Annotated in this window: 22 protein-coding genes; 11 read left to right on the forward strand and 11 right to left on the reverse strand. The window is 55.6% G+C overall.

Annotation, left to right across the window (positions count from 1 at the left end; all coding sequences use genetic code 11):
• The first annotated feature begins 42 nt into the window (after positions 1-42).
• The 8 genes from HKK52_RS08235 (at position 43) to HKK52_RS08270 (ending at position 8,156) form a co-directional block, all read left to right on the forward strand.
• Positions 43-771 (forward strand): permease, encoded by a 729-nt coding sequence (locus HKK52_RS08235; RefSeq protein ID WP_169370394.1) that lies wholly within the window; start codon positions 43-45, stop codon positions 769-771.
• A 721-nt stretch (positions 772-1,492) separates the two neighbouring features.
• Positions 1,493-2,122 (forward strand): hypothetical protein, encoded by a 630-nt coding sequence (locus HKK52_RS08240; RefSeq protein WP_169374207.1) that lies wholly within the window; start codon positions 1,493-1,495, stop codon positions 2,120-2,122.
• 98 nt (positions 2,123-2,220) lie between these two features.
• Positions 2,221-2,904, forward strand: a complete 684-nt coding sequence (locus HKK52_RS08245; RefSeq protein ID WP_169370395.1) for a hypothetical protein — start codon at positions 2,221-2,223, stop codon at positions 2,902-2,904.
• A 121-nt stretch (positions 2,905-3,025) separates the two neighbouring features.
• The gene (locus HKK52_RS08250) at positions 3,026-4,888 is read left to right on the forward strand and encodes a hypothetical protein (protein ID WP_169370396.1); all 1,863 of its coding nucleotides are present in this window, start codon (positions 3,026-3,028) and stop codon (positions 4,886-4,888) included.
• Between the two features lie 99 nt (positions 4,889-4,987).
• Entirely contained in the window at positions 4,988-5,353 is a 366-nt protein-coding gene (locus HKK52_RS08255; RefSeq protein WP_169370397.1) for a hypothetical protein, read from the forward strand.
• Between the two features lie 72 nt (positions 5,354-5,425).
• Positions 5,426-6,466, forward strand: coding sequence for a DUF6708 domain-containing protein (locus HKK52_RS08260; RefSeq protein WP_237150736.1), 1,041 nt, complete (start codon positions 5,426-5,428; stop codon positions 6,464-6,466).
• A 362-nt stretch (positions 6,467-6,828) separates the two neighbouring features.
• Complete coding sequence (locus HKK52_RS08265; RefSeq protein WP_237150738.1) at positions 6,829-7,872, forward strand: hypothetical protein; 1,044 nt, start codon at positions 6,829-6,831, stop codon at positions 7,870-7,872.
• Positions 7,869-8,156, forward strand: coding sequence for a hypothetical protein (locus HKK52_RS08270; protein WP_169370398.1), 288 nt, complete (start codon positions 7,869-7,871; stop codon positions 8,154-8,156). The genes HKK52_RS08265 and HKK52_RS08270 overlap by 4 nt, the downstream gene beginning before the upstream one ends.
• 2 nt (positions 8,157-8,158) lie before the next feature.
• On the opposite strand, the gene HKK52_RS08275 is transcribed toward HKK52_RS08270, so the two are convergent.
• Genes HKK52_RS08275 through HKK52_RS08295 form a run of 5 tightly spaced genes read right to left on the reverse strand, consistent with a single transcriptional unit; the run spans position 8,159 to position 11,109 of the window.
• A complete protein-coding gene (locus tag HKK52_RS08275) occupies positions 8,159-8,632 on the reverse strand; it encodes a hypothetical protein (RefSeq protein WP_169370399.1) in 474 nt (157 codons plus the stop codon).
• A 5-nt stretch (positions 8,633-8,637) separates the two neighbouring features.
• Positions 8,638-9,378, reverse strand: a complete 741-nt coding sequence (locus tag HKK52_RS08280) for a hypothetical protein (RefSeq protein WP_169370400.1) — start codon at positions 9,376-9,378, stop codon at positions 8,638-8,640.
• Positions 9,379-9,423: 45 nt separating this feature from the next.
• Positions 9,424-9,966, reverse strand: coding sequence for a CbrC family protein (locus tag HKK52_RS08285; RefSeq protein ID WP_169370401.1), 543 nt, complete (start codon positions 9,964-9,966; stop codon positions 9,424-9,426).
• Between the two features lie 28 nt (positions 9,967-9,994).
• Positions 9,995-10,522, reverse strand: a complete 528-nt coding sequence (locus HKK52_RS08290) for a DUF4303 domain-containing protein (protein WP_169370402.1) — start codon at positions 10,520-10,522, stop codon at positions 9,995-9,997.
• Positions 10,519-11,109, reverse strand: coding sequence for a hypothetical protein (locus tag HKK52_RS08295; protein WP_169370403.1), 591 nt, complete (start codon positions 11,107-11,109; stop codon positions 10,519-10,521). Before HKK52_RS08295 ends, HKK52_RS08290 begins: the two co-directional genes overlap by 4 nt.
• Before the next feature lie 247 nt (positions 11,110-11,356).
• On the opposite strand from HKK52_RS08295, the gene HKK52_RS08300 reads away from it, so the two are divergent.
• The gene (locus tag HKK52_RS08300; RefSeq protein WP_169370404.1) at positions 11,357-11,827 is read left to right on the forward strand and encodes an SMI1/KNR4 family protein; all 471 of its coding nucleotides are present in this window, start codon (positions 11,357-11,359) and stop codon (positions 11,825-11,827) included.
• Positions 11,828-12,298: 471 nt separating this feature from the next.
• Entirely contained in the window at positions 12,299-13,324 is a 1,026-nt protein-coding gene (locus HKK52_RS08305) for a hypothetical protein (RefSeq protein WP_169370405.1), read from the forward strand.
• Positions 13,325-13,378: 54 nt separating this feature from the next.
• On the opposite strand, the gene HKK52_RS08310 is transcribed toward HKK52_RS08305, so the two are convergent.
• From HKK52_RS08310 to HKK52_RS08335, 6 genes are all read right to left on the reverse strand, one after another.
• Positions 13,379-14,203, reverse strand: a complete 825-nt coding sequence (locus tag HKK52_RS08310) for a VanW family protein (RefSeq protein WP_169370406.1) — start codon at positions 14,201-14,203, stop codon at positions 13,379-13,381.
• Between the two features lie 429 nt (positions 14,204-14,632).
• Positions 14,633-14,800, reverse strand: a complete 168-nt coding sequence (locus tag HKK52_RS08315; RefSeq protein WP_169370407.1) for a hypothetical protein — start codon at positions 14,798-14,800, stop codon at positions 14,633-14,635.
• 11 nt (positions 14,801-14,811) lie between these two features.
• On the reverse strand, positions 14,812-15,054 hold the full coding sequence (locus tag HKK52_RS08320; RefSeq protein ID WP_169370408.1) for a hypothetical protein: 243 nt from the start codon (positions 15,052-15,054) through the stop codon (positions 14,812-14,814).
• 62 nt (positions 15,055-15,116) lie between these two features.
• Complete coding sequence (locus HKK52_RS08325; RefSeq protein ID WP_169370409.1) at positions 15,117-16,169, reverse strand: lipocalin-like domain-containing protein; 1,053 nt, start codon at positions 16,167-16,169, stop codon at positions 15,117-15,119.
• Positions 16,159-18,630 (reverse strand): ABC transporter permease, encoded by a 2,472-nt coding sequence (locus HKK52_RS08330; protein ID WP_169374210.1) that lies wholly within the window; start codon positions 18,628-18,630, stop codon positions 16,159-16,161. Before HKK52_RS08330 ends, HKK52_RS08325 begins: the two co-directional genes overlap by 11 nt.
• A gap of 1 nt (position 18,631) precedes the next feature.
• A complete protein-coding gene (locus tag HKK52_RS08335; protein WP_169370410.1) occupies positions 18,632-19,300 on the reverse strand; it encodes an ABC transporter ATP-binding protein in 669 nt (222 codons plus the stop codon).
• Between the two features lie 205 nt (positions 19,301-19,505).
• On the opposite strand from HKK52_RS08335, the gene HKK52_RS08340 reads away from it, so the two are divergent.
• Positions 19,506-21,458, forward strand: coding sequence for an acyltransferase family protein (locus HKK52_RS08340; protein ID WP_169370411.1), 1,953 nt, complete (start codon positions 19,506-19,508; stop codon positions 21,456-21,458).
• The last annotated feature ends 99 nt before the right edge of the window (positions 21,459-21,557 follow it).

Raw genomic sequence — 21,557 nt, forward strand, 5'->3', positions numbered from 1 at the left:
TAAACCTATCCCATTTTTTTGTACTTCGGGAATAAAGAAGAAATGCACAAAGAAAAAAAACCTGACAACGACATAAAACAAAATGAGGCATCAATAGAGCAAAGCGACTTCATCCACTCCATGGAAGGAAGCCAGTTGATGTCATGGACAAGTAAGGTCCTAAATCAACCTAGACGCGAAATAATCTTAGGTCCAATAATAATCCTAGGCCTAGCCATGACAATATGCCTGGCGATCACTTGGAAAATGTGGGGACAAATCGGAGAAAATCTAGATATTTGGTCTGGAATGTGCGTTATAGTCTTCACCATGTTAGGTGGTCTTCTTTTAATAACAAGACAAAAAACCATATTTAATTACCGAGCTACTACAACCGGAATTGCAGTTGAGCACGCTCTCCACTACCCTGAATTTGCTGGCCCTTTGTTCAAAGGCAGTGCAATATTCGTAGTTCTTTTATTCATCGGAATAGCGGTTTACACAAATTCATTGATATTTCTATTTGGTCCGGTAGCAATGTCCTTAGGCGCAGCGAAATTTTTACTCGGTTGGAAAAATGAAAAAAAATACGAAAAAAGCAGGCCATGGAACGAGTACAATTTTGTTACCGTTGATAGGCCCAGTTCTGTTGTAGTCATTCATCGGACCGACAAGACCGTAGGGTTTGAAACCCGCTTTGAAAACAAAAAAAATCTTGAGCAATATTTACAGTTACTAAAAGAAGCACTGCCTAAAACCGCAGTTTTCACAGAAGACACTTGGCCATATTGAAAAAGCATGAAGAAGAATATAAGAAACGGGACAGATTTATTGGCCAATAATCAGCCATGACTTCATCCACGCCCGGCAACCGCTAGGGATTGGCACCTCAAAACACTGAGTTCTCTGTATGACCGTACAAAAGGATACCCCATACGCTGCCAGTGCTTATCGCAGCAACAGTCGTGAACCTGTGCCACCGCCAAAATGGTTAGAGGATGCCAATCGCTCAGGGAATTTTGATACCCATCTCGCCTTTGGTCATTACGCCAATTTGGAACCGGCGATGGAGATTACTACCCAGTTGCAAGGTGAAGAGCACACGCGCTATCTACAGCAGCAGACACTCGGAAAAAAAGAAGAAATTTACTGCGATGCTAAAAGTTGGCGCTTTCAAAACTCAAGCAAGGTCCCACATCTATTATTCTTACTAAAACTGATGAGTTTTCCTTTCATCTGGGTCGTTTGGGGAACTTGGATTTTGAGCTCGCTTCTACCCGGATTGGAGGTAGCGAAGTATCTGCGAGATTCGTCGCTACTACTCTTAGTTGTGGTATTTCTTCTTTTATCATTAGGCTCATTAACTCTTTATATGACAGGAAAAAAAATAGTTCACCACGTACAGATTATTGGTTTTATTGTTTGCGCCGGAATCGTGCTTGGAATGACGGGTTCATTATGGGGCCATAATAAACTGCAAGTAGCCCTATGGACCGGAGCCTTCCTCTACTTCATGGGTGCCATCGGTTTTGATTGCCTGCTCTGGCTCCACAGCAAAATCACCACCCACGACGGAAGCGAATTCAACCGCGTCGACGGCATGCTTCGCTTCAAACGCCGTTTCCGCCGCCTCTTCGTTGCACCGTTCGAAGAGTTCGACCCAGTGCTACAACTGCTTCCCAGCGGTTATGGCTCCCACGACTATGCCCTTTGGCTGCATCACCGCTACACCGACAACAAGATTTGTCTAGCTACCAAAGTCCACGCCTTGGGTCTCGACCAGGCGAATGCACTGGCCTTCTGGGATTGCCTACAACGCTACATGGACGTCACCCAACCGCTGCCGGACCTGCCAGTACTTGAGCAAAGTCGTCACCTCGACCCGATAACTGCCGCCTACGACGCCAAAACGGGCCGCAACCCGAGACGCTGGCGCGACCAGTCGGAAAAGGGTTGGCTGGCCACGGGTCTCAAGCAGTTGACTCAACAGTTGCAGCAATACCCTTGGCAACAACAACCCTGCATCATCAAGGCTCGCATTGATCCATCTCTGAGTATCGAGGCTTACTACCGCGCTCAAGAAGCTAAAGGCATGCACTCAACGCCGAAGGCCGATGACTTTGATGATGTTCATCGTGGTTGAGCGTAAAAGCTTGGGAGGGGCTGCCCAACGCACGCCCCTTCGACGCAAAACACACAAAGCAAAACCAGGAAGCTTCCCTACAAGGACCAGTAAGCAAGTTGAAACCCATAATCCCCTTGATCCTGGCAGCCACCGCCTTCAACGCCCAGGCAGATATCCAGGTCCAGATCTCCCCAATACCCGAACAACTGAAAAACCTGAAGCCAGTCGCCATCGCGGAAAGCAGCTTGGAAGAACGGAAACGGCTCGACCAAATCGAAGCAATAGTCCAACGCTTCAACCTGAACATTGAAGAGAAGTTCATCTACACGGGTAAATCGTCAGCCAACTCGCTCCTGGGAATTCTGGATGTCGTCTACAAAGTTTATCCAGAAGAAGCCCAGTTGCAGGTGGTCAAACTCGACATCCAAAAAGGGTACGCACGTGTCTACCCAGTCAGCCCCGAAGATATCCAGCCTTATTCAAGTTTCGCGGCGAGCCCGCTCGATGCCCGGATTGCCAACAATATCCTGAGTCCCGGTGCATCCGCAGCCCGATCCAAAGCCTATTTCAAAGACTGGTACGACACTTATCAGTCGTCTCGGGTCAAGCTCGCCCGAAAGGTTGTGGCGAGTGATGCTTGTGAGACTGTCACGAGTGTCGAGCTCTACAGTTTCAACGGGGATATGTTCACCGCGTTCTGCGGCAATGGCATGAAGTTCAATCAAACGCCGACGGAAGTTGAAGCGGACAAGCCTATTGATCCCGCGATAAAAAATTGGGTGGTCAAGCGGCCCCTGTGAGTTCGGGACTCATCCTCCTGAGCGTCAATTTCATTCAAATGGCGAGGCGCCTTCGCGCCGAGCTGCGCATTTTTATATGTCTGTGCGGTAAGCCCATTGGACATGTGTCAGGGAGACAACCATGAAGCATTCGATACGACGCCGACACTGCGCCCTCTTTACCGCGATCCTGCTGTCAACCTGCTCCGCCGTCTGGGCGGTGCCGGCGGATCAGGCAAAAGCTCGGCCACCCAGTCCTGCTCAGTTGATGCACGAAGCACAACGCCTGAGCAGCGAGAAATCACTGGCAGAGGCTACGGTCGCCGCCCGGGCGGCGATGGAGGCAGGCCGCAAGGGCAGCGCCATGGATTACACGGATCTCGAGGCGGGCGCCTTGCTCGTCGATCTGCTGCATCAGCAAGGGCGATACGACGAAGCCCGGAAAGCCGCCGAAGAGCAGATCGCGTATTGGGAGCGGGAATCGGCCGCTGTCGGGTCGACAAGCAGGCGCGACACCCGCATCACGAGCATGCTGGGCGTGGCGATCGAGGCAAGCATGATGGCGGGTGAACGAGCTGAGGTAGCACGCTTGCAGGAAAAGCTCTTCACGATCAACAGCCCCGAGCTCGGTCTGTGGCGCTTGTCGCCGGACGAACCGCGCTTGCATTACGAACTGGCTGACTTCTCGACGCCACTCCTGCTGGGGCAATGGAAACTGGCGAAGTTTGAGCCCGCAGAAAGACGTGATGTCACCACCAACCTCCTCTACACGCAGGCGTTGGCGAACGGACGCCTGAGCGCGGAGATTTCGCTGGTTTATGACGAAGCACAACGCAAGTACACGGCATCGCAACGCCAGGATTGGCTCAAACCCTATCAGGAGCAGCCTAAGCGTCGAGCATTTGCATCGGCGATGCCCGACCTCCCCTTCGCCGACCTGACCGCCGCAAAAATGGGAAGCCCAGAACAGTGTGACGGCGAGCAATGCACCAACATTCGCTGGACGGCGCTACGCGGTGACTGGCGCATGGACATTGATGTGATGTTCAAATCGCGAGACGAGGCCCAAGCCATTGAACAAATGCATAAGTTGTTCGCGTCACTGAAATGGCAAAGCGCACCAACGCTGTTCCGCGAGCGCACGATGGCCGAACAGACCCAAGACATGGATTCAACCTGGGAGCTTCCGGGTGGCTGGTCGAAGGCTGCTGAGCTCGCGAAAAAGGCGCTGCCCGACGCCTTTTTCCCGGATGAAGTTGCGCGTGTACAAACACTTATCGGCGTGTCGCAGTACCGGCACGGCGACCTCGACGCCGCTCGCCACTCGCTGGGTTTGGCCCTACCTGCCTGGGAGAATGGCTCTTCCTATCTACCCCTCTATCGCACTGCGCTGGATTACGCAGCGGACATCGCCTACCGCCAGGGCAGAACTCAGGAGGCCATCGCCCTGAACCGGAAGCTCATCGAATGGCAGCAAAGCGATGCGACGCTCGGCTGGGGAACACCGAAGGATAAAAATGCGCTGGTGAATAGCTGGAAAGGCATTCACCTGCCCTTGCGCGTGGGCGACTACCGTTTGAGAACGGACATGGAAAATCGTTTCTACTACGAAAACTTGCAAACAGGGGCACAGCTTGGCCTCACCGTGGATTCGGCTCAGACATCGGACGAAAAACTTGAGTCGTTGCTGCGCGCATTCATGGTGAAAAAGCTGGGGCTACAAGCCGCTGATATGCGCAAGACGAAATTCTCACCCAAATCGGCCGAACCAGAAAAGTCGCAAGCAACCGGGCAAATATGGGAGTTCGATGTGACGAAGCTGCCTGGCGAACAAGGTGCCGTGACTGACGACTACGTGGCTGGCATCCAGCGGAAAACGCCCACGAAGATGACGTTCTGGATTGTGGATCGCGAGGGGGTACGGTCGCTGCTACGGGCGCCAATCATGGAGGGTGGGCAATCCGGGAAAGAGGCGAATCAGATTGCGCAAGCGTTGTCCTGGTAGGGTTGGACGATGTGTCGGTAGTCGTGAAGATTGGGGGGCGGTGAGCATCCTGCCCACCCAATAAAAGAAAAAAGACGCTTAACCCGAGGCCTAATCCAAGTGAGCAGCAACCCGATCACCCCGAAAGACTTTGTCATTGGACTTAAAACGGCTGTCGTGGAGGAGAATATTTGTATTTACAGACAGCTTTTCGCCAACACGACCATTCACGATGCAACCGACGAATACTGGAGGCGAGCCTTAACCTTGTTCAACTCGCTACCTACCGAACAGCGAGAAGTTTTCTTTGAGGTCATCAGGCAGACAATGGTCGATACCACATCTAACCTTTTGGGAATCATGGATGGCGTCAGCACAATAGAGGGTGTAAACGATGCGTTTTCTCTGACTTACGGCATAGACAACGACACACTGACGGGTGACTTGCAGAGTTTGTTTTTGGCAGAAGAACAGCGCACATCGTAGAGAACAAAAAGCCCGGTGACATTTGCCGAACCGACTCAAGAACCCGAGACCTCTACTTGACGAGCCATACCCTTGAAAAATAGATATGACCGACTGCCTCAAGCAGGTGACATCGACAGAGAATCAGGCACTGAAACACTCTATTTATCACCAAAGCCAGTGCCAACCGGAGTGCAGCCTTTCAGTGCTCGCCAGCTACACCGCTATGCCGATGAAGTAGTCTTGGACTTTGCCGTTTCTAGAGGAAGCTTTGAGTTTATGACTCGAGCCGGAATCGGGGCGGTTATGTTCCTGTTGATTTTTCTGTTTTTCACAACGGGTTTCGGATCCTGGATAAGACGTGACATAGAACCTTTCTGGAGTAGCTGGCTGGATTTCTTCACAAGTATTGCCGTTTGGGGTTTTGTGGGAGCGCTGGCCACTCTCTACCTTTGCGTGTTTTTCTTTGCAATTCGTCGGGTAAGCAATCAACCTCCTGTGCGCTTCAATCGTCAGCGTCGCGAGGTCGTCTTTGTTCCCAAAAAAGGCATGACCCCACGTTATGTACCGTGGGAGGAAGTCATTACGAGTGTCTCGATCAGCAAATTGATCACTCAATATGCTGTCATTCCTGAATTCAAATTAATGATTGGGCTACGTGAGACGAAAAACGGCGATGTGCTTTGGATCAGTGTTCCAAGTGGAAATTTGAATCAGGCGATCGCTGAGTGGGAGGCAATCCGTGTCTATATGGAAGATGGACCGCAAGCCTTGCCCGAGGGGCAATCGGATGAATTCGAAGCCGGCTCGGTCGCCTACTTCCATATGTGTAGAAAAGGTTATCGCTCCCATCATTCATTGCTTCGATATGTCTTCGGCTTCTTGATAGTTCAGTTTTTCAGTGGCTGGACGATTCCTTGTTACCTTGCCGTCTGGATCAATAACCGCCCTAAAGCAGGCTTCCCAAGGGAGGTTCTGGAGTGGTCGCTACCGCGCCCTATTGAAGAACATGCAATACCTGGCGAGGAACTGATTAAGGAAAGTGCTGAGATCCGAAAGGCATTTTCAGAAGGAAAGAACTTGCTGGACTACTTCAAGATTAAGCTTGGCGAGTTGAACAAAATACCTACATAAAGCAGACAGATTTTTATCTGTGACGGGGCTTCCCAGAGCCCCCCTTCGACGCAAAACACACACGGCAAACCGGGAAGATTCCCCTGCAAGGAGCAGGACGCATGTTGAACATATCCGTCCGGCCAAGTCACCTAAATCCAACCCGCTACGCGGCAATAGCCCGTGGGTGTTGCCCGCTACCGTGAATCGGCGATTATTCAAACGCTCGCTGATGTGAGAACAGGGGATTTCAATGAATGTTGTGTCCTTTAGTCGACATATTCCATTCCAGCTTTCGCCTGATCTTAAGCTATTTTGTCGCGACTGAAGAAGGTGCTGTATCGGCTAGCTCTAAAGCTGCCAACGACTAGATAAAACGCAAGATGGCCTCACTGTCCGCTTACTTCTGGATTAATATCGATACCGGACGGCCAAGGCGCACCGTTCACACCGCGCCGCGCCTAAAGGCGCGCATCTACTCAATGACAGGGACGCAAGCACTCATGCACTCAACCGACTTCCACGCTTCTTCCGCCACCGGCGAGCTGATCGCGACGTTCCGCCAGGGCAAGGCCTTTTTGATTTTCAGCCTGATATTGGCCGCTGCGTTTTTGGGCCTCGCCGTGTTCGTCTTCTATCTGAGCACGATTTTGCCGATGGGCAATGACGGCCCGGTCAGTCTTCAGACGTCCCGAGGCATGACTCTCAATTTCGCCAGCACACACGTCATGTTTTATTTCACGACCGGTTTGTTGGCCATTGTGGGGCTGTGCATATTGGGTATCTACGTTTGGCAAAAGAAGCTGCGTAATACCCACTACGAAGTTTATGAACACGGCCTCGTGCGCATCACTAAAGAGCAGCGCGACTACATGCCGTTTGCTGAGATAGAAGACCTGTATCTGTTCAGCTCCGGGCAAACTGCATTGACCGGCCTGATCACAAACCTGGCCTATCGCCGTAATGCCGCAGAGCCGTTTCATCGGGTTCTCGAATCCCTCAAAGGCTTTCAGAAGTTTCAGGAACTGGTTCGTGAGTTGCACGTACGCGCGCGCCTGCCGTCTGTTGCACAAACGCTGGAGTCGGGCGGCTCCGTAACTTTCAACTGCATCAATTCAAAGCAGGTTTGGGGCAAGCGAGTGACCGGTAACTTCCTCAAAATAACTACGGCGCCAATTGTTGTGCGCCAGGATTTCCTCGAGTACCAAGGCAACAAAGTGCCGATGTCGTCGCTGCGTACGGTAGACCTCAACGCCTGGACCGAAGACGTGGTGATCAAGGACGAAAACGGCAAGCCCGTATTGTCGACCACCACCACCGGCATCCTGAGCCATGACCTGTTCCTCAATACGCTTGATGTCGTATTGGCTGTTGAAGAGCAAGCACGCGAGTCAGCAGCAGATGTTTTCGAGATGAACAGCAAATGATGATCTATCGCGGCGCAGGCTGGATGACCTTGTTAACACCAATAGTCATGGTGCTGTTATTGATGTGGTTGTTGATGGATCCCAGCGTTAAGCCCGGCAATGTATCGCTCATGCATTTTTTGATGGGGGTGGGTATTGGTTCAGCCATCAACGTTGTGCTGGGCTTTGTATTGAATCGCCAGGTTCACGCCGATGGCGTTCGCCACCACTTCTTTTTCATGCCGATGCAGTGGCCGGCGCTGGCGATTGCGGTTGTCTGCGCAGTGATTGCCTTGCTGAAATAAGCTTACTGACCGCTCGGCAAGGGCGGTCGCGTTTCGACTTGTTCAAGGCTTACACGGTAGGTGGTGTAAGTATCGCCGTCTTCCAGGTAAAGGTTGCTCTGGTAATCCGAGACTGCGCCTTTGAGCTTGATGTGCAGGCCGTTGGAGACTCGCTGGATTACCACGTCTTTCAAGTCAGTGTCCGAGACCAGGAAGGGCGGGGTCTTGCCGAGGCGCACCTTCATCGTCTCATTATTCCTACTGCCGCCGTTGTTGACGTAGAACCTCAGGCTTTTGGGCTCATCTGGATCCCTGGCATCCTGAACGATGTAGATCGACTGCCCCGGAATGAAGCCTTGCTTCAGGACTATCTCAGAAGGGAATTCCGGTTTGTGCAGGTATGCATAGATGAAAACGCCTACAAGGCAGAGCAAAAAGATAATCGAGAGATACTTTTTAACTCTGACTACAAGGGTTTGCAGTTCGATCTTACTCATGGGATTCAGCTGTAATCGAAGGTGAATAGCACCAAGCCTTCAATCGGTTCGTAGAACATGACGATCAGGTCTGCGCCGGCCGTCCGGTAATGCCAGCCCGGAACGCTTGCCACGTGGAAAAACCGGTTACCCGCAGGGCTCAGGGGGTAGACATTCGAATCGCCGCGGTCGGGGTCCAGTTCAACGATGTGCATTGGAAATTCGACCGCCTCCACCCAGTTGGCGCAGCCATCGACTTCGCCGCCCAGTTGCGCGACAAATTCCACTGCATACAACGGTTCGCCATCCTCACGCGCCAGCACGCCGCTGGTTTTAAACCTTTCAACGGTGGCGGCAAACGCGCGGTGCTGATCGGCGTAGTGCCGCTCCAGATCCGCTCTCGCCTCCGGGTGAGGATCAGCCAGCTGTGCATTCCCCTCGTGCAGAAAGAAGTAGCGTGGATCGCCGCACAAGCGATACCGCCCTTGCTCGACCTTGAAGCCGATCCAGTTGGTTTTCAGCAGGTAGCCATGGTACCCGTCCCACTCGGTCAGCTCGCCGACAAAGCCCTCGTACGGCTCCAACGGGCTGAGCATGTGCAGCACGCCCGACCACTCGGGGTTTACGGTGCTGATATCCAGGCTGAACAAAGGGTGCAGATGGTTGGCCAGTTCCAGTTGATCGGCGACAAACACGTCTTCAACAGGCGGGAACGGCAGCATGCCGGTGGGGACTTTGGTGAAGTCGGGGGTGTGATCGTCACTCATCAGAGGTTCTTCCTTGTGGGTCGCTACGGGTTGAGCACTTGGGTATCAATGGCTGTCTTGGTAAGCGCCCAGCGTGGCGCAGTGGCGACATTTGAACAGGTAGGCGGTAGGCCCATGATCCTTATCCAGGGCATTGAAGAACGCTTGCCACTGCGGACCGTCCTCCAACCCTGTTGAGTCCTGAACGGCGGCGATGGCTGCCGGGCCCAGTTCAAGCAACTCTGCATGGCCGACCTTACCGACAAACTCGGCTGCGTCGTCGCAGTGAGTGAACCAGCACTCTTGCTGCCAGCCGTTAAAACCAGGCGTGCGCTGGCTGACTTCGGCGATCTGCGCCTCGCTCAGCGTGTCTTCGCCGTCCAGGCCGATACTCTCGTCATCGACAAACGTCGCGCCCAGGCGCTGGTGCGCACTCCCGTCGGCAATGCACCAAGGGCAGATGCAGTTTTCGTATTCATCAATGGCGTATACCGGGCCCACATAAATGTAGCCTCGCGCCTGATTGCAGCTCACGCAAGTGGCGGAAGAGGGTTGCACCGAACCGCTACCGACGGGATCGGGATGGTAAATAAAGTGGGGCAGTGTCATGTACGCATCCTTGTTAAATGCATGCCTTTCATTGCTCGACCTGCTCTAACCAAGTCTTGAATTCGAGGGCTTGCTCGGGGGTATTGAGTTGCGTAATCCAGGTGATTTCTTCCGGCACGCTTTGAAAGTCAGAGACTGTGAATACATAAATGGCGTTCTCAAACGCGCACCTCGTTAGCGGCTTCAAGGCCGCAACACAGTGTTCGAAGACGAGCGCGCGGTGACGTTCAACATCTTCATCGGGAATCGAATCAGCCAAGTCCCACAACAGGTTCGACAGGGCGTTGAAGTGTTCGCCACCGAACGTTTCGTGGCTCCATTCAGCGGGTGACCATTTGAAGTACCCCTGCTCAGCAGGTTCTTCAGCCTGCACGCGCGCCAAGTGATCAGCCGTGTTGAACGACGGCACCAACGTCCGCGCATCGGCGTCTGAGTACAGTGCAAACCCACAGACATCGGCGGTGGGGTGCGCTTGGCGAAACTGCTCGATGGCCTTTTTGCACGCTATCTGAATATCTCGCTGAAAATGGTCGTTGATCTGGCCCGAGTCGCTCATTCAAAAAAGAACCTCATGAAACCATCCACATCCGTGCCCTCAACATCGCCGACCACTTCCCTGACCCTGGACAGAAAGGCGGGCGTATAGTCGTCGTCATCGTCGCAAGTGGCATCATTAAACTCGTTCAATTGCACCGCGATACCCGCTTCCAGCGCGCCTATCAGCGCGAGAATATTCGCCGCGACCTTGAATGAGCGCTTTTGAATCGAGCCAAATATGGCGGAGTGTTCATCAAGGCGATCATAAACCAGCACATCGCCATGGCGATCAGCGAACACAGTGAAGCTGTCTTTCCAGCCCCACGCCGGATTTTCATCACCTGTTGCGTGCCATCCCTCCTGCGCTTTGGGCAAGTCGTCAGGACCATAGAGCGCAAGCATGAAATCCCCGCCGATCATGGGGCGATCAGGGAAGTCTATCCACTGGAAGTAGCTGCGCATGATTCCGGCTCTGGGGGCTTCGGCAATAGCCGTAAGGTCCGCTGGACTCTCGCGCAGATGCAGTTGGCCGAGGGAGTCAGGCCACGTATTGAATAGCGTGACGAACTGCGCAAATGCTTGCGGTGCTTCATCAGGAGTCGTCATTAACAAATATCCTTATTTGATCAAAACAGCTGCGTTCGCCAACCCTCAATCGTCCAGCACTGTATTTAAGGCGCGGTGGGCTGGGGGCATTGGTCGGCTTAAATGGGGCATGGACACGTTCGTCCGTCCACCTGTGCGGCAATAGCTGGTCAACCTCACTCGCCCGCTGCGTCGGCAGCGGCGTAAGTATATCCTTCAGATGGCCCCGTCATCGAGGTAGCGCGACAGCCCTGCCCAGCACTTCAAGATGTCACTGATTGGCTCTCAGCAAAAGCTTTCCATGGGCGGCAAAGGGTTTTTCTTCACGTGTGATCTCTACGAAAATGACCATATTCGGCGAGAACTGGATGTCCGGGATATTATTAGCTTCAGAACAAAGTGCATTCCGCTCCTGATCCTGAAAATAGACAATGGAAAAGAATGGGGTGCATTAGCCCTGGACATTCTGAGTCAGCACTCAATATCTGGCGCAGGCACCTGCATAAGCGAGTTTTACTCGTTCTCCCCGTCATTAAAGGCTGGCACTATTGTTTGGCACACCAGAGTTGCCGGGCTGCCAACTGGATGGGTAGCCATTGCCAGGGATGCGGGTGATTGTCTTATTTGTCTGACTTTCAATACACGCTCCACCACTGTCGAGATGTTCGATCCAGAATCCGGCAGTACAGGCTTTGTAGCTAACAGTTTTAATGATTTTGTTGGCTTATGGCGAGAGTAGGATAGGGCTCGGCTGGGGAACCCAGTTGCACATAATTAACTGGCAATGGCTTTGCGGTTTTCTAAAGACGCAAGAACATCCCGAAACCCTACTGAAAAATGCATTTATCAAATATGTATTCACTGTAGCTAATCACATAGAGGATGCGAGCGACCTACTGGAAAACATCGGTTGTTATAATTATCTTCGCAGAAAGCCCCCTGCACTATCTGCAAATGATTTCAAAACCTATGGCTGCAACCTCGACCTTGAAAGTCTTTAAACCATTAAAAACTTATAAAGTCTGATATCGCACCCCAGCGAAGTGCATACATCAATTGAAAAATCCCCACCGCATGGACGAATCCGATAACGCAACCCAATGTTTAATCTGGCTTTTTGACTGCCACACAGGTTGAATACCCCCATTTCCGCCTGACGCATGGCCGTCGGCGAGTGAAACCGGATCACCACCCAGCAAAGGAATGACCCTTGTTTACCATCGCACGCCCCCTCGCCCTGCTTTTGGCGTTGTCTGTTTCTCTTGATGCCGCGGCATTGTCACTTCGTTCAGAAAAGCGCGCCGACGGCACCACCGTGCTGCAGCTCTCCAACGCGCCCGCCGCCGCACGGCCGCCTCAACTCAATGAAGATCCGGCGATACGCGCGGCGTTGGTTGATTTCATCGGTTACGCCACCGGCAGTTACACCCTCGACGGCAGTTTGATCGTGTCGCAGATACTCGATGCCCTGGATTCAGAATTCACGACGTTTGAGGAAGGCGTGCCGGCCGGGCGCACGATGCTGACCGCCATGGATGACGGTAACCACGGCGACGAGCGCGGCGCGCTGTTGTTGGACGAAAAGGGGCAGTTGATCGCCGTGGGGTTGGTCAATGGGCATTGCACCGTGAAATCGCGTACGGAGACGTTGTCCTGCAACCCGGGGCCCGAAACCGTGCTGACGATTTTCCAGGCCAAAGGTGCGAAAAAGAGCGACGCAGACCCGATCATTGTCTGGAGCAAACAGTTGCCGCCACTGGTGGCGTATTGGGCTGAAAGTGAAGATCCCGAAACACGCGCCAAGGCGCAGAAGATCGGCTCGGTCGAATACATCACCACTGCCCCGAACAAACCGTCCTGGACGACTGCGCAATTGCCGTCTGACTTCCCGAAGGCGATGCTCCCGCTGCTGCCAACGAATTCCTATCTATCGGGCGTTGGCGCCGATGGATTTTACATTTCGCCCGGTATCAAAGGCTCCCCGATGGAGGGTATGTTCGACCAGATTGACGGCCGCCCCATGCATGAGTTCGAGGTCATGTTGCAGACTTATATGCCGTTCGCCGACGTGCTGAGGTTTTACCAACAGCACGCCAAAGGTGCCGAGTTACAAGCCAATGATGAAAAGGCACGGGTTGACGGCGTTGCTGGCGGCGGCACCTACAAAATCGACATCCGGGATCAAGAGGATGAAGGCACCGCGATTACGTTTACTGCCTGGAGAAAAGAGGTCTGATCACCTTTAAATGCTAAAGATGAAAAACAGGTGATCTTGTGATCACCTGTTTGTTTATATGACGACCGGACTTTCAAGTAACGCGTCATCCACCGCGTACTTGACCACCACCCGATTTCGATAAAGACGTTCACTCTTCACCAACTGACTCTCCTGCCCTTTGGTGCTTACATCGCGCCAGATTTCGTTCTCTCGAAACACCCGATCGCCGTCGCGCACAAATCGATGCGCCCGTTGATAAACGTGATAGCGAAACTCCCGCACCCGATCACACAACAACTCCCCTTCCAACTGTTGCTCGCCGACATTCAGTTTCAACTGAAAATGCCGATCCGTCGGGTTGTACAACACCAAATCAACATAGTTATAAAAAATCGCTGCCCCGGAACCGAATGGCAATACCCGGCCTTCATCGGGAAAGGGATCGAAGCTGTGATTGGACCGCTCGACCACCACCAGCGGCGAGTGAATCGCCATCCAGTGGATCAGGTTGCTCAATTGGCAGATCCCGCCACCGACGCCCGTGCGTGCCTCACCGAAGGACAATTCCATGCCTTCGACGTACCCGCGTCGACGAGTCGGTCGACCCACTAACCGGCAAAAGGAAAAATATTCGCCCGGGGCAATGACGACACCGTCGACAGAAGCCACTGCAAGTTTCAGGTTAATGACTTTGTTATGTTGCAGTGCAATATCGGAATTGCCCAGTTTTCGAATCAGTTTGGAGGTGTGCTTGAGGTAGCGAAACGGCAAGCGGGTACTGTCCAGCGACACGGCGAATGTCTTACGGGAATAGCGCCAGGACAGTTGGCGGAACAGTCGTTTTTGCCACACGCGAAGCCAGTAGAGGGCCGGGTGGTAGAGGGAAAGTGGTTTCATCCGTGTCAGATCGGCGGCGGCCGTTTTCTTCCTTGAGTAAAAAGCCGCGCATCTTAACGTATTGCTGCAAGTGCGTGTCGCACTAAAAGAAGGTGTTCGCCCAGTGTAATGGCCTGGCAATCCATGCACCGGTAAAGAGCCCTGACACTGGGCGAACGCAACGCATATTAATAGAAGTTGGCGAAGATGTCCGCATACATATACATGAAATTTCATGCCCACAACTTTGTGTGGATATTTATCGACATCAAACTTACAAACACCAAACTCACCAACTGGAACGTTAAGCTGATTATTCTTATACAAGAGTCGTACAAGAATAATCAGTTTATGTAGAGCTACTACTCAGATTTTGTGTTGTCGATTCACTTTCAATGATATCGGTGTAAGTGACAATAACGCTTTTTTGCCGATGACCATTGCCGCCAATCAGGGAGTGTTCGCAGTTTCCTGGGCGGTGGATTCGCCGCTGTCGGTACCCTTGCTGTTTTCCTTGCGCTTGGTCGGGTCGGTGGGGCGCAGGGCGTCGTTGTCGCGCTCGGTTTCGCCGGGTGGCCGGGGTTCGTCGGGGTGTTCGGATTCGGTGATGGGTTTCAAATGGGGCCTCCTCAGGCTTCAGGGTCGTCGACTTCCTCGGCGACGTTGACGGCGGGCGAGTCCTTGTGGGATTGCTCGGCCTTGGCTTTCAGGGTTTGCCATTGCTCGAGGTCGATGGCGCCCTGCCCCAGCAAGTCGTCGGCCACTCGCAGCAGTTCGCTGTAGTGGGCGTCGGGGGATTGTTGCCAGTAGGCCTTGTCGTCGAACAGGCGTTGCCAAGTGGCGAGATCCGGGGGTTTGAGGTCGTCGCTCATGGCGGACTCCAGGGAACGGGCTTCATAACGTAGGAGGACGTCGTTGCGGCGAGAGTTCCGATTCAATAACCGGTCATTTCCAGATACCCCTGCCCCGCATGACTGCCGCTCAACCGCACCGGCCCTTCCCAATACGGAATGCGCAAATCCATCCATGCATTCGGGTTCAGCGCGTTAATGCTGATAGCCAGGTGTTTATCGGGGATTTTTATCGACCAACGCACAGGCATGGCTCGGCCGGCGACCTTGGCGGTGTCCTCGGGCGTGAGGCTGATGTCGGCGCCATGCAATAACTGCGTTTTGCCCTGGGCGTCGATCCAGGTGCCCGTCACAAAAGGCGCGCCGTCCTTTTGCCGCATGCGGTAGAGCATCACCTGTTCGCCACTGTCCAGGTGCAGGGAAAACCAGTCCCAGCCCGTCTGGTTGGCGGTCAGCGGCTGGCTGCTCCATTCGCGGTCAAGCCACGCCGGGCCGCTGACGGTGTAGGTTTTGCCGTCGATCTCCAGCGAACCATTGGCCTGGAAAAACGGCTGGCTGTAGTAATACGAGGCCTGGCCTTGTTCGGATTTTTGACTGAAACCATGATCGCCCTGAAGCACCAGCGGACGGCTGGACGTCAGCCGCAGTTGATAGCTGAACCTCTGGTCCCACGCGCTGAGCTGCAAATCGGTCATAGGACCGCTGAATTGCCAATCATCGATCCACGCCTTGAACGGCGCCACGTTCACACCTGCCTGACCCACACCGCCTCGCGCATAGCGTTCAGCAGCGTGATGCACCGTTGCCGAGGTGACCGCCGCATGCCCGAGCCAGATCGTCTGGTTGCTCCAGCCCGCCACCTCGGGCGTAGCCTTCAAGGCGCTGCGAAACAACGTCCACTGCACGCCAAACTCGTTGCCTTGAGCGTCCTTGAGATTGGCGGTGACGTACCACCACTCGATACGAAAACCATCATGCGGCCCATGATCCGCCGGAAAGCTGAACACTCGACCGGGCACCACCGGGGTAAACGCGGACGCCTCGCCGCCCATCCCGGCGAAGCCTTTTTCATCGGGTGCCGAGTTATCACAACCGCTCAACAAAGCCAAAATCAACAGCCCGGCCTTAATCTTCATGAGCAAACGTCCTCAACAGATCCGCCGGCCGGGTGCGATACAAGGTGTACAGCGGCCACGCCGACGCCAGCAACGTGGCGAGCCCTGCCAGCCCCATCAACTGCACCAGTTGCAATGGAAACACTCGCAACGGCAGGCGCCAGCCGAAGGCCTGGACGTTGATCACCGAGTCCAGGCACCACGCCAGAGCAATGCCCAGCGGCAGCGCCAAGACCAGCGTCAGCAGCGCCAGCAACCAGGTTTGCCCGAGGTTGAGCAGCATCAGTTGCCGCCGCGTGACGCCCAGCGCCCACAGCGGCGCGAGTTGGCCGAGGCGGCTCTGGCTCTGGGTCAGCAGGCTGATGAACAGCGCGACGCCGGCCACGCCGAGGGTCAAGCTGTTGAGCGCGGCGGTGGCGGCAAAGGTGCGTTCGAACACTTGGGTCGACCAGCCCTTGAGACGCGCCTGATCGACGATGCGGTTGTCGTCCAGCGCGAAACGATTTTGCAGCGCAACAAGGAATGACGGGGTCGCCGTCGGGTCGATACGCAGGTTAAAACGGTTCGGCGTGAGCTGCGGCCAGCCGCGCAGCAGGTGATTGACGTTGACCAGCACGTGACCCTTGGGATTGCCGTAGTCGGCGTAGATCCCGACCACTCGCGGTGACCACGAGCCATTCGGCGTCGGGATCGTCAGGTGATCACCCAACTGCACTTTCAAGCGCCGCGCCAGTTGTTCGCTGAGCATCACCGTGTCGTCCTTGGCCAGGCGCTCCCACGGGTTGTCCCCCACCGCTTCCAGCAGCGGCCAGTGCTGGCGGTAGTTGGGATGGTCGATCACGCCGTAGACGTCCGCTGGCCAGCCTTGCAACTGGATCGACACTTGCCAGCTCGGCAACACGGCAGTGACTTGCGGTTGTTGTTTGAGCCAGGTTTGCAACTCGCGGGCCTGGGCCGGGTTTTGCGGGTTGAGGTAAAGCTCGGCGGTGAGGCGTTGTTCGAGCCAGTCACTGAAGGTCTGGCGGAACCCGGCGGTCATGCTGCCGGCGCCGATGTTCGCCGCCAGCGCCAGCAGCAACGCCATCAGCGCCAGGCTCAGGGCCGGCAGTTGCTGGCGGCAATCAGCAAGAAACCATTGGCCGAGCACCGTACGACTGCGGTGCAGCACCAGGTTGAGCACGGCGTTGAGCAACACCGGCAGCGCCAGTGCCGCGCCAAGCAGCAACGCGGCCATCAGCACAAAACCGCTGGCCAGGCTGTCGCCCAAGATCAATGCCAGCAGCGCGATCACTGCCGCCAATGCGGCGACCCAACCCTGGCGCCGCAACCACCGCGCATGAGCCTGATGCCAGGCCTGCGGATTGGCCAGCGCCAGCAACGGCAAACGTGCCGCGCGCAGCAGGCTGTTGGCGCCGGCCAGCAAGGCGCCGAGCAGGCTCAGGCCAACACCGCTGAGCCACCACCATGGACTCAAACTCAACTGCCCCGCCACTTCGGCGCCGTACAACCCGCGCAGACTGGCGGCGACGTCCGGCAACAGGACAGTGGCCAACAGATAACCGCTGGCGACCCCGGCGATGCCGCCGATCAGCGCCAAGCCACCCAATTCGACAGCGAGGCAGCCAATCAACATCCGCGCACTGACCCCGCAGGCGCGCAGGGTCCGGAGCAAACCCCGGCGTTGCTCCAGCGCCAGGCCGATCGCCGCGTGCACGATGAACAGGCCGACCACGAAGGACAGAAAACCCAGGGCATCGAGGTTCAGGTGAAAGCTTTCGGTGAGGCGCGCAAGGTTGTTTTCTTCGCCGCTGGTCTTGAGTTGGAGTTGGCCTTTGAATTGATCCGCAAGCGCCGCGTGAAAATCCTTGGGCAACAGCAGGCGCGACAGTTGATCCGGCAGGCCGAGGATTTGCTGGGCGAAGCCGATGTCCACCAGCAACACACCGGGCGCCATGTCCGGTTGGGCATGCAGCGGCGGCAAGGTCTGACCGCTTTCGGAAATCGGCGTTTCACCTTCATGTAAACCCAAGGCCTGTAAGGTCTGCGGCGCAATCCAGGTACGGCCCGGCGGGCTGAAAAATTCGACGATCCGTTCCATCGCCAGCGCCTGCCCCGCCACCGCCGAACCGGCCGGCAACGACACCGGCTCGATGCCCATCAACTGCAAGCGCTGATCGTCGTGGCCCTTGAGCGTCAGCCGGCCTTGCAGCACCGGCGACACCGGCCAACCCGCCCGCCGCAAGTCGACAAACAATTGCTGAGAGAAGACGCCGCCACTCGGCGCGCTGAGGCTGGCCTGGGGTTCGCCGCCGATCAACTGACTGGCCTTGGCATAACTTTCCCGGGCCTGACTGTTCAAGGCCTGCACCCCGGTCAGCAAACTGGTGGCCAGCCACAACCCGGTCAGCACGCTGAAAAACTGTACCGGGTGCTGGCGCCAATGGCTCAGCAACGCGCGCAAGGTTTCACGAAAGACTCGCACCTCAGCGCACGTCCGCGTCAGCCAGACGGCCATGATGCAGCACCACTTTTTCCGCCAGACGCGCCGCCACCCGTGGGCTATGGGTGACCATCAATAAAGTCGTAGGCGTGTCGTCGAGCAACTCCAGCAACAACTTCAACACCTCGTCGCTGGTCGCTTCATCGAGGCTACCGGTGGGTTCATCCGCCAGCAGCAGTTTCGGTTGCGAGGCCAACGCGCGACCGAGTGCGACCCGTTGCTGTTGGCCGCCGGACAACTGCTCCGGGTAACGCTTCAGCAAATCACTCAAGCCCAGTCGCTGCACCAGATGCGCCTGCCAACGCGCATCGTGGCGCCCGGCAAGGCGTGCCTGGAACGCCAGATTATCCTCCACCCGCAAGCTGCCGATCAGGTTGAACTGCTGGAACACCAGGCCGATTTCGCTGCGCCGCCAATTCGCCAATTGCCCTTCGTTCATCCGCTCCAGCCGATGCTCGCCGCTGCGGATGCTGCCGCTGTCGACCTTGTCCAACCCGGCGATCAGGTGCAGCAAGGTGCTTTTGCCACTGCCCGACTCGCCCATTAGCGCCAGGCTGCTGCCGGGTTTCAAGGTGAGGTCGATGCCTTGCAGCACTGGCAATGGACCTTGCGGGGTGGCGTAGCTTTTGAAGACGCCTTGGACCAAAAGCATGGGAAAACCTGATGGGTGAACGTGAGGCAAGGATAGCGGACGTCCGGTTGAACACGTAATCATCCGCGCAAAACCTAAATAAAACCTATCGCGAAAAGTTATTAAAAACCGTCATTTCTGACAGTTGTTTGCCGCGCGACGACGCGGCGAGCATTAGGCGGTCGGCGGTCCACCTCGGATCAACGCCCGGATGGATGGCCAAGGGATGACACAAAACAATTACCGTCGGGACATCGACGGACTTCGCGCGGTGGCGGTGGTTGCGGTGTTGATCCACCACCTCAAACCGAGCCTGCTACCGGGCGGGTTCGTCGGGGTTGATATCTTCTTTGTCATTTCGGGCTTCCTGATCACTTCCCAGGTTTACGCCGAGATCAAGCGCAAGACGTTCTCGCTGAAGGGCTTTTACCAGCGACGCATCAACCGCATCGTTCCGGCCCTGATCACGGTGCTGTTGGCCAGTGTGATTGCCGGGGTATTCATTCTTTCACCGGTCGATCTGATTCGGCTCAACGTCAGCGCGCTGTTTTCCTTGATGGGTGTCTCGAACATCTACATCTGGATGAAGTACGGCAACTATTTCGCCGCCGATGCCACAGAGGCGCCCTTGCTGCATACCTGGTCGCTGGGGATTGAAGAGCAGTTCTACGTGATCTGGCCGCTGTTTATCGTCCTGCTGGTGCGCCTGGCACCGCGTTATGTATTGCCGATAGTGGGCCTCGGCGTGATGGTCGCGGTGGGGATTTCGGAGTACGGCACCGGCCTGTTCGTTACGGCCGCTTACTACCTGTTGCCCACGCGGTTTTTCGAGCTGATGCTGGGAGGGCTGCTGGGGATTTATCTGTACCAGCCGCGCCCCCTTGGCAGGCTGCGGGCCCACAGTTATGCGCTGGCCGGGTACCTATTAATCGGGTTTGCGCTGGGGACATTGAACGCCGATTCCAACTTCCCCGGGATCAATGCGCTGATCCCGTGCCTGGGCGCCTTCCTGTTGATCCTGGCCGGCAGCGGCGACTTTCGCTCGACCTTGTTGACCAGCCGGCCGATGGTATTTATCGGCTTGATCTCTTACTCGCTTTACCTATGGCATTGGCCGCTGATTGCCTATCTCAACTACCTCGGCATTCACCTCAATCTTGCCGCAGCGATGCTGGTGGTCGCGACCTCGATCCTGCTCTCGTGGCTATCCTGGCGTTATGTCGAGGTGCCGTTTCGACGCAACGGTGCCGCGATGCATTTGCACCAGGTGTTTACCCGGCGCTTTGCCCTCCCTGCATTGGGGCTGGCGGTGTTGGCCGGGCTGAGTGTGCAATGGAATGGCTTTACGCAGCGCTTCAGCCCCGAAGTGGCGACGCTGGAGGCGATGACGCTGAGCAAGCCCAGCGAGATTCGTCGGGGGTGCCACGTGACCAATGCGCTGTACCGCACCGAACCCAGCGCGGCCTGCCGGGTGGGGGCCGATAAGCCACGGATCGACGGCATCATGATCGGTGATTCGTTCGCCAATCACTTCACCGGCATGGTCGATGTCCTGGCCAAGCCCAACGGCATCACGCTCATGGATTACACCATGGACTCCTGCCCGCCGATCATGGGCTACACCGCAGGAATGTCCGCCGTGTATGCCACCCATTGTGTGAAACGCAACGAGCGCGTGTTCGAGTTGATCCAGCAGAATAAATATCCCTACGTCGTCCTCGCGGGGATCTGGCCGAAGAATGAAGCCGCCAGGGACATGGTCAAGGCGAGTATTCAGCGGGTGGTCGAGAACAGCGGCCAGGTTATCGTCATCTTGAGTAACCAGCCGATTGAAAAGGCCGCGAGCTGTCCCATCCGCCGCTTGATGTTCGGCATTGATCGCGACTGCTCGGTGAAGCGAAGTGCACTGCCCGCCTATTGGGCTGATGTGCGGCAGGCGTTGCCTCAGGTTCGCTTTATTGATCCCAATGTGGTGATTTGCCCCAACGGTATTTGCAGCCCGATCATTCAGGGCACGTTGTTGTACCTGGACAATGCCCACCTCAGCGAAGTGGGTTCGCGTTTCATTGGCCAGACATTGCTGAACCGGGGCGACTCTTTGTTGGCCGATCACACGAGGCCTGCCAACGCGCAGGCGTCGGCATTGCTTGCGACGCCGAGCCAAGCGCCGGCACGATAAAACGGCCCACTGCATGGTTTTTGTCCGTTGACGATTGCCGCCCCGCACGACGGGCGCCCTACCCTCGAGGCTGGTCTAACCATAACGATAAAAACCGGA

This window comes from Pseudomonas sp. ADAK2 (assembly GCF_012935755.1).
Classification (GTDB): domain Bacteria; phylum Pseudomonadota; class Gammaproteobacteria; order Pseudomonadales; family Pseudomonadaceae; genus Aquipseudomonas.